Source organism: Hahella sp. CR1 (assembly GCF_029813005.1).
In the GTDB taxonomy this organism is placed as follows: domain Bacteria; phylum Pseudomonadota; class Gammaproteobacteria; order Pseudomonadales; family Oleiphilaceae; genus Hahella.
This window is the reverse complement of the sequence record NZ_JAPELK010000004.1, coordinates 498,136-511,187: the sequence shown is the minus strand read 5'-3', so window position 1 is coordinate 511,187 and position 13,052 is coordinate 498,136. Positions and strand designations below refer to the sequence as shown.

Genomic DNA, 13,052 nt, shown 5'->3' with positions numbered 1-13,052 from the left:
CGGATTTGCCGCATCAGGAGAGCAAACTGCTTTTTGGCGGCGCCAGTTTGCCGTTTGAAGGTATGTCTTTTGCCGCTACGGCGCCGGCGCCGACCAATGCATTAACGCCAATGCGAACCTGCGGCAGAACAGTCGCATGACTACCGACAAACACGCCGTTCTCTGTTTGCACGCCTCCGCATAAGACTGCGCCTGGCGCAATATGATTGTCCGGGCCTACAACGCAATCATGCTCTATGACCGCGCGGGTATTAACAATGGTATTGGGGCCAATGACGCAGCCCGGCTGCAGGATCGCTCCCGCCATGACCTGACACCCTTCTCCCAAACTAATATCGTCAGACAGAACGGCATGAGGATGAACCAATGTGGGAAAGCAGTATCCCTGAGAGGATAATTTGGCGAAAAGCTGGTTGCGCGCCATCTTGCCGGGCAAATATCCCAGCGCATTGACCAGATCCACCGTAGAGGGGTCATAGTCGCTCAAGCGTTCATCGCCTCCCAACACTTCCACTCCGCGCCACAATTGCGTTCCCTGCGCAAAACCCGGGTCCAGTACGCCAATAACCTCCGCCCCGTTCAAGATGAGGATGTCCATCAGCACCCGAGCGTGCCCGCCTCCTCCGATCAGCAGCACGGGCTTATTCACAAATAAGCTCCCCAGCCTGATAGTCCCGGGTTGCCGAGCCGCTCAGCAGCCGCCAGTACAGGAAGGGAGACATGCCTCCGCCGGGCCGGCTGACGGCGACGTTCAACGCATCGAAAGGCTCCCCTTTTTTAATAGCTCGCGCAGCGACCAGGCTTTTTCTGGCGACTTTCCGGTTTGCCATTTCCGCTTTGCTGGGAACTTTGACAGACTCTTGCAGCGACTGCTCAATCGCGCGGATGCCCGCCACCATTTGCTGCAGTTCATCCGGCTCCAGTGACGCCATATGATCCGGTCCCGGCAGGTTACGATCCAGGGTGAAGTGCTTTTCCACGACGTCAGCGCCCAGGGCCGCCGCCGCCAATGCAATAGCGACGCCTTGCGTGTGATCCGAATACCCGGCCCGAACTCCAAACGCCTGCCGATAGGACTGCATGACCCGTAGCCGCACATCGTCAAACGGGGTCGGATAGTCCGTCGTACAGTGCAGCAAGGTCACTTTGGCGCGCACCGCCTCGCGCCCTTCACGACATCCCCAGGCGGCGTCGAAGGCTTCCGGGGATGGCGGCTCTCCACTTTCCGCCAACAGCCCAAAGGCCAGCACGCTTAACGCAGACTCCACCTCTCCCAGCGTCGCCATGCCGGTAGACAGAATCAGACGCCCTTTCTCTGATTTTCGAACAGCCGCGGCGTGTTCAAGGAGAAAAGGCGCGTTGGTGATTTCACCAGAGGGAATCTTCAGTTGCTCCACACCCAGCTCATCCACCAGAAACTTCAGACTGCGGCTCTCGAAAGCGGTAGACATAAATCCGATTCCACGCCGGTCGCACTCATCTCGCAAGCGCCTAAAAACCGCGTAGTCCAGCTCCAGCTGACGCAGCATTTGCAGTTGGGATTCCTCCGCCTGGGAACCTCTTTTCTGGTAGGCGGCCTTGGGCGCCTCCGCGGTAGCCAAGAGGTCTGCTTTGAATGTTTGAAATTTCACGACATCAGCGCCGGCGACGCTCGCCACCTCAATCAGCTGATGCGCCATGGCCTCATCGCCGTTGTGGTTCACGCCGGCTTCCGCAATGATCAGCGTCTTCACTCCACATCTCCTTGTGGCAGGTCGTAAAATGGTTTGAGCAATAGCGACTTTAATGGAGCCTGTTTGAGAACCTCCACAATTTGTCGGGCGGTGTCGCCACCGCCATATGGCGGCGTCATCCCGTTCAGGCTCGCCAGGAATTCAGACTCCTGCGCACGAGCGATCCCTTGGACAATGCTGGCGCGTTCTTCTTCGCATTGGATGACGGAAGCCGCCTGCAATCGTCCCCCTTGCCTGCCGCCGATATTGACCGTCGGCCGCCCCAGCGCTGGCGCTTCAATCAAACCGCTGGATGAGTTGCCGACCACCGCGTCAGCGCAACGCATAACGCTCAAGTACAGCAACTGCCCAAGGGAAGAGGACACCAGCACGTTGTCTCCGTGGCGCTCCTGATAACGGAGCAGACAATCAATGAGTTCACGACCATAGGCGTCCGCATTGGGATAGGTAAAGATCTTGAGGGCGTTCGGGTACTCGTCCAGCGCCGACAGCAACGTCCGCATTGATTCCACCGGAGCCGTCTCACTGAGCGTCTCAGGGTGATAGGTAATCAGTAATACAGGACGCCCCATATCGACCTTTAGCCGAGTCGCCACCTCATCCTTGCTCAACAGGGGCAGACGTCGGATGTTCTCTACCCCCGGCGCGCCCACGTTAAACACTCTTTGCGGATTTTCGCCGAGCTGAATGACTCTGCGGCGGTATGCTTCCGCTGCGACAAAGTGTAATTGCGACATCTTGGTGATAGCGTGACGAATGGACTCATCCACCGCCCCTTCCGTCAGCTCTCCCCCATGAATATGCGCAATGGGAATACGCGCCAGCATAGCCGCCTGCGCCGCCGCCAAAGCCTCAAAGCGGTCGCCGAGCAATACCAGAAGATCCGGCTGCAGCCGTGCATAGGCGTCCGCCAACCCAATAACACCCAGTCCAACGGATTTGCTGATCGCCTGAGGCGAATCCCCGGACAACAGCATTTCCACTTTTTCGGATATATGGAACCCATCGGCTTCGATTTGCTTCCATGTAGAGCCGAACTCCGGCGAAAGATGCATGCCTGTCGCCACCAGTTGCAAGATGAGTGCGTTATCCGCCTCGATTTCCTTCAGCAACCAATACAGCAGACCATAGTCGGCGCGCGCGCCGGTGACGACACAGATTTTTCTTCGGGATGTCGTCATCGCTTTTGAACCACGCTGCTGGGAAGGTTGACCAGCCTGCGCGAAAGCTCAATGGAAGCCGTCAATCCATCATGGGCGCAGCCCTCAAACATTGGCAGCTCATGCAGCAAACGCCAGACTGGGCGCATCTGCACGGACTCTTCCAGGGCCGCTTCAAGTAACGCAGTTTTCTCCTGCTCACTCGACACTAAAATAGCGTTCAGCCAGTAATTCGATCGACTTTCCAGCGGCTCTTCCACAAAGGCTACGGGCATGCCCGCCTGATTGAAGAAGTCACGGTAGGCGTGAGCCAACTCGCGCTTGGCCTCAATAAACCCTTCCAGTTGTTCGAGCTGGGCGCAACCCAAAGCCGCATTCAAGTTGGGAAGACGGTAGTTGTATCCCAGTTCAGGGTGAAAAAACTCATAGGGGTGCGGCTGTTTCGCGGTCGTGGATAAAAACTTGGCGCGTTTGGCGAGGCGTTCATTATTCGTCACAATAACGCCTCCGCCACCGGTAGTGACAACTTTGTTGCCATTGAAGCTGAACACTCCCATATCGCCAAACGTACCCGTGTGACGCCCTTTACAGAAGCTGCCTAGAGATTCTGAGGCGTCTTCCACCAGCCTGATCCCCCATTCCTGGCAAATATCTCTAATCTGATCTACCCGGCAAGGATGGCCAAACACATGCACTGGGACGCAGGCTTTAATCACCGCTCCCGTAGCCTGATTGACAGCCACCCCACCCTCCTTACGGGCGTTGTTCTCCAACCAGTTCCGTAACGCTTCCGCACTCATGCCTAACGAATCTTTGTCGACATCCACCATCACGGGGTTGGCGCGGCAATACAGAATCGCCGCCCCGGTAGCCACGAAGGTCAGCGCCTGGGTGATGACTTCATCTCCCGGCTGCACATCGCACAGAACCAACGCCAAGTGCAATGCCGCCGTACCGTTCACCGCAGCGACGGCGTAGCCCGCGCCGGTGTATTCAGCAATCTGGCGTTCGAATCTATCAACGAAAGCTCCCACACTGGAGACAAAGGTTGAATCAATCGCTTCATTTACATACTGCTTATCAAGCGCGCTAAACCTCGGTTCATGCAAAGGGATCACGCCCTGGTTGGGAAAAGCGTTGCGAATAAACTTAAACAGTGGTTTATATTCGTGGCGACGGGCAGAGACTGAGGGATCAGACATTATAAATATCCGCCTTGTACCGCCTCAGGTTCTCGGGGCGCGTAAACCAGTCGATTGTTCTGCGCAGTCCCTGCTCAAGGCTGTATTTCGGTTCATACCCGGTGAGACTTTTTATCAAAGCGTTATCACATTTAAGCCGAAACACTTCCGAGTTTGCGGGTCGCGCACGCTGTTGATCCGACTCCATCACCACTTCCGCCTGCATCAGCCGACAAATCAATTCGAAGGTATCGCCAATGGAAATTTCCGTATTGGAGCCAATGTTGACGACCTGACCAATCGCCTGCTCGCATTCCGCCAACTCAATAAAGCCCAGGCAAGTGTCTTCAACGAAATTGAAGTCCCGCGTAGGCGTTGGATCTCCTAACTTGATTGAGGACTTACCCGCGGCGATTTGAGAGATGATGGTGGGAATAACCGCTCTGGCGGACTGCCTGGGCCCGTATGTATTGAAAGGTCTCGCCACCGTCACCGGCAACTGAAACGCATTATGGAAACTCAGCGCCATGGATTCAGCCCCTATTTTGGAGGCGCTGTAGGGAGACTGCGGCTGTAAGGGATGCTTCTCATCAATAGGCGCATATTTGGCGGTGCCGTAGACTTCCGAGGTTGACGCGTGCACAAGCCGGCCAACGCCATTGAGCCGGGCGCCCTGGCAAATATTCACCGTCCCGCGGATATTGACGTCGACGTAGGTATCCGGCGCCGTATAGGAATAGGGAATGCCAATCAGGGCAGCGAGGTTAAAAACCACATCCACGCCCTTGGTGAGCTCAATGCAATAATGCGGATCACGGATATCGCCGTTCCAAACATCCAGATCCTTCAGGCAGGCGGATTGTTCCAGCCATCCCCAATCATTAAACGAGTTGTAATAGCTAAGCGCGCGAACTTGGTAACCTCGCGCGTGCAGCATCTCCACTAGATGCGAACCGATAAATCCGTCCGCCCCTGTCACTAACGCTGTTTTCATTTTGAATAATCTTCAGGCCTGTCCGCCAAACACTTTGCGCACCTTGCGCTGATGCTAGGCGCTGACACGCATTTAACTGCTACGTGAGCGCTTCCAGCTTCTCACTACCTATACATTCTCAGTACTTATACATTCTCACTACTTATACATTCTCACTACTTATACATGAAATGTAGCTGTACGGGCCTTAAATTCAAGGTGGGATAGCAATTAGATTCTTTAATAATCAAGCAAGTAGCAGAGTAAAAGCTATTCAGAACAGGTTAATCGACGCGGGAATGCGAGCGTTCCTCCTCTTGACGCCAGCGCAGGTAGTCGGAGTAGTCATCAACATCCCAGGAAACAGGTAAAAGCTGATGACTCAGGCCAGCATCGCCTAATCGCGCAATAGTCGCCTGCAGAACCGTCTCAACGCTCCAGGCCATACCGCAGAGAGACAGCGAAGTAATATTACGCGCGCCAATCAACACATACCCACCATCTTCCGCCGGCCCGAGCACCACATCAGAGTGATCCAGCGCCATCATCGCCTGGCGCAAATAATCTGGCGTGATAACCGGACAGTCGCTTCCCACCAATAACGTCTTTTGGGATTGCCTTAGTCCCTGCGCCAAAGCATGACTCATGCGTTCTCCCAAATCCGCGCCCTCTTGATAGCGGATCATCAGCTTCCTGGCCTGCGCCATGTGCGAGGGCTCCACCGTCGCAATCAGAAAGCGTTGCATGGCGTCGGCATCGTCCCAATGAGCGTCCCACCACAACTCTACCGGGCCAAGGTCGGATTCAAGCAAGACATTCAACGTTTTGCGCAAAAGGGCTTCATGCACATCCAGCGCCCGCGCGGCGCCCAATTCCGGAATCAAACGGGTCTTCACCAATCCGGCGACAGGGCGCTTGGCGAACTGAATCAGGCAGCACTCAGACATTCCCCGGCCTCCCATAGTAGCGACGAAACAGCTTGTCAGGGGCGACGCCGAGCCAATACTCGAAACGCAATCGCCACATTAGAAAGATAGTTTTCCAAATCCCACGGGTTTCCCAGCGCCTGCTGGACGTAATCACCCTCGCGCGAATGCAACAGGGCGGGCTCAGGCGTCGCAGGCGTTTGCAGATTTCCACGTCTTCCATCAATGGGATGCGCGCATAACCGCCAAGCCGCCGAAAAACAGACCGGCGAATAAAAATCGCCTGATCTCCCGTCGCAACCGAGGTGATGCGGGAACGCAGATTAATCAGGGTTTCCACCACGCGAAACATGAATCGCCGCCCAGACAGCGCCACATCAAAACGCCCCCAGTCAGCATTGGACGCCACAAACGCAGTCAGTTGCGCGATCACGTCTTGAGGCAATTGCGTATCCGCATGCAGAAACAGCAGGACCTCTCCGCTAGCGCTCTCAGCGCCATTGTTCATCTGCGTCGCACGTCCTGGCGTACTGACAATAATCTTATCCACCCGCGGTTCAGCGAGAGACACCGTCTCGTCGCGACTGCCGCCATCAGAAAGAATAAGCTCCCATCCAGCTTCGCGCAGCGGTTGCAATACCCGCAAAAAAGCCGAAATAGATTCGGCTTCGTTCAAAGTAGGAATGATGACGCTGACGGGTATGCTCAATCCAGTGCGCCTCCGCAGCTGCTGCCCTGTCCGGCGGTGCATCCATAACAATGATCCGCCGTGGCGATACTGGAGCCTTCCAGGTTCTCGGTCATCAAGTCTCGCAAATGCACTTTGGGCTTGTCTGACGCAATCAAGGGAATGTCCAGCATTTGGTTAAAGTCGCAATCGTACACATATCCCTGCCAATCCACGCTGATCAGCGTGCGGCACATCACCGAATGTAAATTATGTTCGGAATAGGAGGCGTGCAGCAGTTGCATATAGTCATTGAACTGCCCTTTGGATAATAAAACGCTGCCGAAGCGACTGATCGGCATGTTGGTCAGCACGAATAGCTGATTGAACTCAATGCCGTGATGATCCAACAGCTCGCGCTTGTAGTCCGCCTCCAGCTTTTCCTGGGCCGGCGGCAAAAAAGGACCGCCCGGGTTGTACACCAGATTAAGGGTTAATCCGCTGCCCTCACGCCCATACCCCAAAGCGTTGAGCTTTTTCAGCGCAGAAATGCTCTCCTGATAAACGCCCTTGCCGCGCTGTTTATCCACGTTCTGTTCTGCATAACACGGCAAGGACGCCACGATCTCAACGCCTTGCTTCGCGAGGAAATCACCCAGGTCCTCCTGTCCGTCCTCATGCATGATCGTGAGGTTACAGCGATCCATTACTTTCACCCCCATCCCTCGCGCCTCCGTCACCAGGGAACGAAAGTATGGGTTCATCTCCGGCGCGCCGCCAGTAAGGTCCAGCACTTTGATTTTCTTTACCGAGATGAACTCAAGCACATCCGCAATCACCGCCTCCGTCATCATCTCCGTCCTGGTGGGACCGGCGGCGACATGGCAGTGCGTGCAGCTAAGATTACATTTGTACCCCAAGTTGACCTGCAGGGTCTCCAGGGTTCCGCGAGTGACTGCGGGAAAATTGGAAACCATCAACATCGGCCGTACATCTAACATCAGAGGCTCCTTACTACGGGGTCATTACTTATAAGAGTAATAGACAGCCGCCGCACAGGAAAGTTTCCCAACTCGCGCAAAGCATTCAAGCGCCCTGCCCGCCCGGAAAATAGAGGGTTGAGAGAACGGCCCAATGCCGCTATTATTTAGCGCTCTTGACGCCCTGGTGGCACAGCTGGATAGCGCGTCCCCCTCCTAAGGGGAAGGTCGCAGGTTCGAATCCTGCCCAGGGCGCCACCCCGCCTAGCTCGATACTACATAAAATCACCCAAAAGCCTTTAAATCTGCGGCATTTCAGCGATTTTAACATGTGGCTAATATTCACTCAAAAGCCCACATTCATAATAAGTAGTATTACTTAGAGCCACCTAATAAATTCAGTATCGGTACGCAATTAATTCTCCGGAGAAGTTATGTAATATCTTTATTACTGTATCGGAGGCCGCAAAATTGTGCGCGACAAAACCAACACTAATATCCGACCTATGCCCCAAGTCCAATGAGAGCTGCGTATATCGGACGCGAGCTTCCGGCTGCAACTTAATTGATAACAGTGGTCACTTCAAAAGAATCATTGACCTCTTGACGAACTATCTGACGACCAGAGACTCTTTCCAACTGGCGTATTCCGTTCAGCAGGCGCTTGTCTTTTACGATATTCCCGCTTACATATTCAGACTTTCCATAAACAAAAAGACATGGATTTTCTCTGATGGAGACTATCTTTTACTATCTGATGTAGAAGATATATCAGAGGCTGCATTGGAGTCTCCTCATATTATTTTTCATGAGAACTACTGGATCAATGTCAACAAGCACTTCACATTTAAGATGCTTGTGGATGCCCAAGAAAGAGAGCGCTATATGGAGCCGCTTTTCCTTCTGACAGAGACGATTAATTCAATCGCCGCCTCCATACCTCGAAATGAAGCATAAAAAATCCAAAAGCAAAAATTCTTCGTAAACAGATTCGCCCCAGAACACTCTTAAATTAAGGCTCAGGTTTATGCTTCACTTATTAATACAGAATAATAACCCAAGCTCCTTAGGCGCCTTCGCAAGATCCAACACCATTAATAAAAAACAGACTTTAATAATCAATAAAGCCTCCGAACTGGAGAAAAAGAACACGGAGCTAGAGGAATCAAACAGAGAACTTTCTAATCTTTTGATGGATCAAATGCGCTCCAATAGCTCTCTGGGTAATATTATCGCTCTGTTTGAAAGGTGCAGTCATGAGAACGCGCCATTAAACGTCGGCGCGCACATTCTAGAGGCGCTTGCTTACTATGACTTCGAATATTGTTTCCTGATCAACTGGCCAGAGCAATACTATCTTTTCTCACATGATGGCTTTATTACTGATCTGCAGGCGAAAATAATCACCCACCTGACGCTACAGAAAGACAGAATCATCCGTTTTAATAACAAGACTCTCATCAACTATCCTTATTTCGCCATCTGCCTGACCCTGTTGGACGATAACAAGCTGGATGATCTGACTCGTCTCGCGCAAGTGTGCGACTATATTATTGAAAACCTGGCGAAAAGTAGCCGCGAGAAAATTGCTAAACGTCGTCTTAGTCAAAAAGCGTTGTCCGACACCATTACGCTTTTAGACAACATCATGGAGATAGAGAACACGTGCAACAACTGTACGATGGATTGCTTTTCGGACTTTAGATGGACGATTCAAAGCACCATTATAGGTATGGACCTCGTCCCTGAAGATGAAGAAAGAATTACCCATGTCCTGGAGCAACTCCTTGAGCAGTTTGAACAGAGACAGGTTTCAACCAGGACAATAGACAAATATCTTCGCCGAGCTAAATGCAACCTGCTACATCTCGACGCCGAAGACAAGCTGGGAAAAGGCTAATTCTGATTTACTCTCTACGCTAAACATCAGAACCACGACTAGAGCCTAATGCTCACCACCACAACTAACCGATAGCGGCAGATACAAAGTAAAGCTATACAGAAGCACAGATCAGGGCGCACTTAATAGCGCGCCTTTCCTACAGACCTTTTCCGCTTTATAAGCATTTGATAAATAAAAACAAAGACAGTATCTTCCATGCTCGTTAAATGGAGTTATGTCTATGTCAAAATTATCCCGCCAATACAGTCCAACGCAACCACTCTGCCGCGTTGAAGCCGATGAATATCCAGACATTGTCGAGGTCTGGGAATCCTCAGTGAGAGCCACCCATGACTTTTTATCTGAGGAAGATATTCAATTCTTCAAACCGCTAATACTCAATGAATACCTGAAGGCGGTAAACCTGAGATGCGCCAAAAGTGCGGACGGAAAAATACTTGGTTTTGTCGGCGTCGCGGATAGGAATATCGAGATGCTATTTGTCACCGCTGAAGCTCGCGGAACTGGCATAGGCGGATGTTTGTTACGACATGCGATTGATGAGATGCGAGCCGTCAAGGTCGATGTAAATGAACAAAACCCACAGGCTGTGGGCTTTTATGAACGCTTCGGCTTTAATATTGTCGGGCGCTCTCCTGTAGATGGAATGGGCAAGCCGTTTCCTTTGTTGCATATGGAGTTTTCACTATAAAACCAGCCCAAAGGCCCTGCGAGTTTCTCTCAGGGCGTCTGGGCTCAGTCCAAACTATATTATTTTATAAAGTAAAAAAGCTCATTTTGCTCGTTATAAGAGACATCTGACGCATAGGGCCATTTATCAAACTTAACCGTCGAGTATTGATAGAGAGCCGCGCCACCAGTGTTATTGCCTGAGTTCAACGGACTCGGAACAACAATCATGGAATAGTCTGAACCCAGATGGTTGCACTCCGTATTTTCATTGTGCCAAATCGTAGCGGCTTTGCTTTCAGCGTTGTAATTTTCTTTTTCACTCAGATTATCTTTGTCCTGCAACGCAAGACAGTTCCCTGAATAGAGCTTGGCATGACTGATTGTCGAGACCTTACCGAACTCATCAATAAACATCATTCCTGCACTCATGTTATCCCGCAGCTGACTCCAAACGGTTGCATTAACGACACCAATATCTGACGAGGAAAGGCCATCGATAACAGGTATATTGGACATCCCGTCAGTTAGGTGAGCTACCAACATCCAGCCGCCCCCTTCTGTTTCCATGTCACAATAAGCTTCAAACGCTTCTAAAGGACCATCCCCGTCAGGATCGATAGTGTACATGCCACTTGCTGCGCCGGGGTTTGCCGACAGAATGGCGTTACAGGATACACCTCCACCTACAGGCGACGGCGCTATGCTTGAGTGTGCAACAATAATGAAATGGGCGTTCAAACCTGAACTGTTTCCAGTTACCAGCGCGCCTGTTGAATTGACATGACTAAAAGTAATGCTATTCGGCGTTAGCTGGTTGATTGTAATCGCATCACCAGCGCCACCAGTCAATGCTTGCATTGTGGCGACAAAGGATACTGACTCTGTGTTCAGGTTGTGGGTCAACTCAAACTGCCCATCGCTGATCTCGCTTAATGCCCAACCGCCGGGGATCGCCGAGCTCCCTGGCGCATCCAGATTGATAAACCCGGCGAATACATTAGAGGCGATTCCAGCAGGCCCAGCCTCACCTTTTTCACCTTGAGGTCCTTGTGGTCCGACAGGGCCCACCTCACCTTGAGGACCTGCTGGCCCTGTTTCCCCCTGAGGACCTTGAGGCCCCATCGCTCCGGCGATCCCTTGAACGCCTTGCTGCCCTTGATCTCCCTGTGGACCTTGAGCTCCAGCCGGTCCGACTTCACCCTGCAGCCCCATCGGACCTGCAATACCTTGAGGTCCTTGCGCGCCTGTCTCGCCTTGTGGACCCGCCTCTCCCTGTGGTCCCTGAGCGCCAGCCGGCCCTGCTTCTCCCTGAGGCCCTATTGATCCTGCAATACCTTGAGGTCCTTGGGCACCTGTTTCGCCTTGAGGACCCGCTTCGCCCTGCAGACCTTGAACGCCAGCGGGGCCAGCTTCACCCTGAGGTCCTATCGGCCCTGCAATGCCTTGCGGACCTTGCGCGCCAGTTTCGCCTTGTGGTCCTTTAATATTCAGCGCCAATGACCATCCCGCGCTTAATTTTTCGTAGACATCGCCATTGCTCTTATCCAAGTACAGGTCACTTTCCACACCCAACGCTGCAGAAGGCGCACCTGATCCTGTATGCCATTTCGAGGCGGCGACGCCTCCGCCATACTCTTTAAGGTACAGAAAGCTGGCTTGAGCCACTGCATAATTGGCGGCGTCCCCAGAGTTATCCAGAATGCCCGCCTGCAATAAGTGCACGCCTTCAGTCAGCCCGGAATAGGCGCAAGTCGCCATATTCAGGGTTACAGAGCAAGTCGTCAGGTCAACGCCATCCAATGTCACCACTAATGAACTCAAGTCGACGCCGATGTCATCGGAGTAACGAATAACAAAAGAAGTGGGATCGGAATCTATAAGAATCGGGAATGTAGGCGCAGCTATCTCTATGGACGGAGGAAGATCAACACTTCCATTAGTCGTTACAATCAGCCTCGGCGCTATTGCGCCCTCTTTCGAGCTGAAGCTAATACTGCCGTCTTTGTCTTCCCGGCGTTTCTTTAACGCCCAGCCATAATTGGTTCCTGTCGCCAGCATTTGGGCGACGTCCGACGTCACGTCAAACTGAACGGAACCGCTATTAATGTTCTTAACATCTACGCTATCTGTGGCGGCGGCGCTAAAATCTCCGCCATCCCAACCGCAAACCGGAGTGCTGGCGCAACGCCATGTCGCCTGACTCTCATTCCAGTCCTCCTGCGCACGGTGCAGATCGATCAACGACCCGCCTCCGGCCCAGTCATTGCCGTTAAAGTCGACATTCAAAGCCAGCTTAACTGAGGTGATGTTACCGGCGTAACCCGCCAAGGAAGAGAGGTCAAACTTTACCAGCGCACGCTGCACACTGGCTTCTGGTGAAATAGACAAATAAGGGCTGCCGCCCTGATTGGAGTCAATTAACTGCTCCTGTAAAACCGTGTCCGCAACCGGCTCAAGCACAACCACTCCCGCTTGCGCTACGGCAGGCGCCGCACCAAGCGCCATCGCAATCCTAACGCCTGTCGCCAACTTGTGTCTTGCCCACCCAACCTTCCAGTTTAAATCACCCGCCATGCGCCACTCCCAAATATTGATCAGAGGAAGTGACCATTATTTACACAACGGCGTGACAATCAGTTCAGTTACGGCGTTGTTTTGTATCCGATAGGCGCTGAAATGAACCAAACAGGATAGTAACCGCTGCTTCCTTAAAATGCGTGTAGATAGACCCACATATTAGTCAAATGGACTTAGGAAACCTCTTAAAAACTATCTGCATTGCCATTGCGGCGTCAAAAGTCGGCTCAAAATGCTCATTTATTCACGATAAACTGCGCTTTTCGCCGACTTTTTCCTT

At 52.5% G+C, this 13,052-nt stretch carries 12 protein-coding genes and 1 tRNA gene; 4 read left to right on the top strand and 9 right to left on the bottom strand.

Going from position 1 to position 13,052, the window contains the following annotated elements; genetic code table 11:
* Positions 1 to 13 precede the first annotated feature (13 nt).
* From ONV78_RS12960 to arsS, 8 genes are all read right to left on the bottom strand, one after another.
* On the bottom strand, positions 14 to 649 hold the full coding sequence (locus ONV78_RS12960; protein ID WP_279503598.1) for an acetyltransferase: 636 nt from the start codon (positions 647 to 649) through the stop codon (positions 14 to 16).
* Complete coding sequence (gene neuB / locus ONV78_RS12955) at positions 642 to 1,733, bottom strand: N-acetylneuraminate synthase (RefSeq protein ID WP_279503596.1); 1,092 nt, start codon at positions 1,731 to 1,733, stop codon at positions 642 to 644. Before neuB ends, ONV78_RS12960 begins: the two co-directional genes overlap by 8 nt.
* Positions 1,730 to 2,914 carry a UDP-N-acetylglucosamine 2-epimerase gene (gene neuC, locus ONV78_RS12950; RefSeq protein WP_279503595.1) on the bottom strand — a complete coding sequence of 395 codons (1,185 nt, stop codon included), beginning with the start codon at positions 2,912 to 2,914 and terminating at the stop codon, positions 1,730 to 1,732. The genes neuB and neuC overlap by 4 nt, the downstream gene beginning before the upstream one ends.
* Positions 2,911 to 4,095, bottom strand: coding sequence for a LegC family aminotransferase (locus tag ONV78_RS12945; protein ID WP_279503594.1), 1,185 nt, complete (start codon positions 4,093 to 4,095; stop codon positions 2,911 to 2,913). The genes neuC and ONV78_RS12945 overlap by 4 nt, the downstream gene beginning before the upstream one ends.
* The gene (locus ONV78_RS12940; RefSeq protein WP_279503592.1) at positions 4,088 to 5,068 is read right to left on the bottom strand and encodes an NAD-dependent 4,6-dehydratase LegB; all 981 of its coding nucleotides are present in this window, start codon (positions 5,066 to 5,068) and stop codon (positions 4,088 to 4,090) included. Before ONV78_RS12940 ends, ONV78_RS12945 begins: the two co-directional genes overlap by 8 nt.
* Before the next feature lie 263 nt (positions 5,069 to 5,331).
* Positions 5,332 to 5,994 carry a TIGR04282 family arsenosugar biosynthesis glycosyltransferase gene (locus ONV78_RS12935; protein ID WP_279503591.1) on the bottom strand — a complete coding sequence of 221 codons (663 nt, stop codon included), beginning with the start codon at positions 5,992 to 5,994 and terminating at the stop codon, positions 5,332 to 5,334.
* Positions 5,987 to 6,682, bottom strand: coding sequence for a TIGR04283 family arsenosugar biosynthesis glycosyltransferase (locus ONV78_RS12930; RefSeq protein WP_279503589.1), 696 nt, complete (start codon positions 6,680 to 6,682; stop codon positions 5,987 to 5,989). Before ONV78_RS12930 ends, ONV78_RS12935 begins: the two co-directional genes overlap by 8 nt.
* A complete protein-coding gene (gene arsS / locus ONV78_RS12925; protein WP_279503588.1) occupies positions 6,679 to 7,641 on the bottom strand; it encodes an arsenosugar biosynthesis radical SAM (seleno)protein ArsS in 963 nt (320 codons plus the stop codon). The genes ONV78_RS12930 and arsS overlap by 4 nt, the downstream gene beginning before the upstream one ends.
* 160 nt (positions 7,642 to 7,801) lie before the next feature.
* On the opposite strand from arsS, the gene ONV78_RS12920 reads away from it, so the two are divergent.
* The 4 genes from ONV78_RS12920 to ONV78_RS12905 all read left to right on the top strand — a co-directional run bounded on the left by ONV78_RS12920 (position 7,802) and on the right by ONV78_RS12905 (position 10,214).
* Positions 7,802 to 7,878: transfer RNA gene (locus tag ONV78_RS12920), tRNA-Arg, on the top strand.
* 345 nt (positions 7,879 to 8,223) lie between these two features.
* Entirely contained in the window at positions 8,224 to 8,577 is a 354-nt protein-coding gene (locus ONV78_RS12915; RefSeq protein WP_279503587.1) for a hypothetical protein, read from the top strand.
* Positions 8,578 to 8,647: 70 nt separating this feature from the next.
* A complete protein-coding gene (locus ONV78_RS12910; protein WP_279503585.1) occupies positions 8,648 to 9,520 on the top strand; it encodes a hypothetical protein in 873 nt (290 codons plus the stop codon).
* A gap of 223 nt (positions 9,521 to 9,743) precedes the next feature.
* A complete protein-coding gene (locus ONV78_RS12905) occupies positions 9,744 to 10,214 on the top strand; it encodes a GNAT family N-acetyltransferase (RefSeq protein ID WP_279503583.1) in 471 nt (156 codons plus the stop codon).
* Between the two features lie 59 nt (positions 10,215 to 10,273).
* Here the strand turns inward: ONV78_RS12905 and ONV78_RS12900 are convergent, their stop codons facing one another.
* Positions 10,274 to 12,769 carry a DNRLRE domain-containing protein gene (locus ONV78_RS12900; RefSeq protein WP_279503581.1) on the bottom strand — a complete coding sequence of 832 codons (2,496 nt, stop codon included), beginning with the start codon at positions 12,767 to 12,769 and terminating at the stop codon, positions 10,274 to 10,276.
* Positions 12,770 to 13,052: the final 283 nt, after the last annotated feature.

Excerpts from the sequence above, each read along its gene's own strand:
- neuC (WP_279503595.1), bottom strand. The coding sequence starts at position 2,914 with ATGACGACATCCCGAAGAAAAATCTGTGTCGTCACCGGCGCGCGCGCC.
- ONV78_RS12945 (WP_279503594.1), bottom strand. The coding sequence starts at position 4,095 with ATGTCTGATCCCTCAGTCTCTGCCCGTCGCCACGAATATAAACCACTG.
- ONV78_RS12905 (WP_279503583.1), top strand. The coding sequence starts at position 9,744 with ATGTCAAAATTATCCCGCCAATACAGTCCAACGCAACCACTCTGCCGC.
- ONV78_RS12910 (WP_279503585.1), top strand. The coding sequence starts at position 8,648 with ATGCTTCACTTATTAATACAGAATAATAACCCAAGCTCCTTAGGCGCC.
- ONV78_RS12940 (WP_279503592.1), bottom strand. The coding sequence starts at position 5,068 with ATGAAAACAGCGTTAGTGACAGGGGCGGACGGATTTATCGGTTCGCAT.
- ONV78_RS12935 (WP_279503591.1), bottom strand. The coding sequence starts at position 5,994 with ATGTCTGAGTGCTGCCTGATTCAGTTCGCCAAGCGCCCTGTCGCCGGA.
- arsS (WP_279503588.1), bottom strand. The coding sequence starts at position 7,641 with ATGTTAGATGTACGGCCGATGTTGATGGTTTCCAATTTTCCCGCAGTC.
- ONV78_RS12900 (WP_279503581.1), bottom strand. The coding sequence starts at position 12,769 with ATGGCGGGTGATTTAAACTGGAAGGTTGGGTGGGCAAGACACAAGTTG.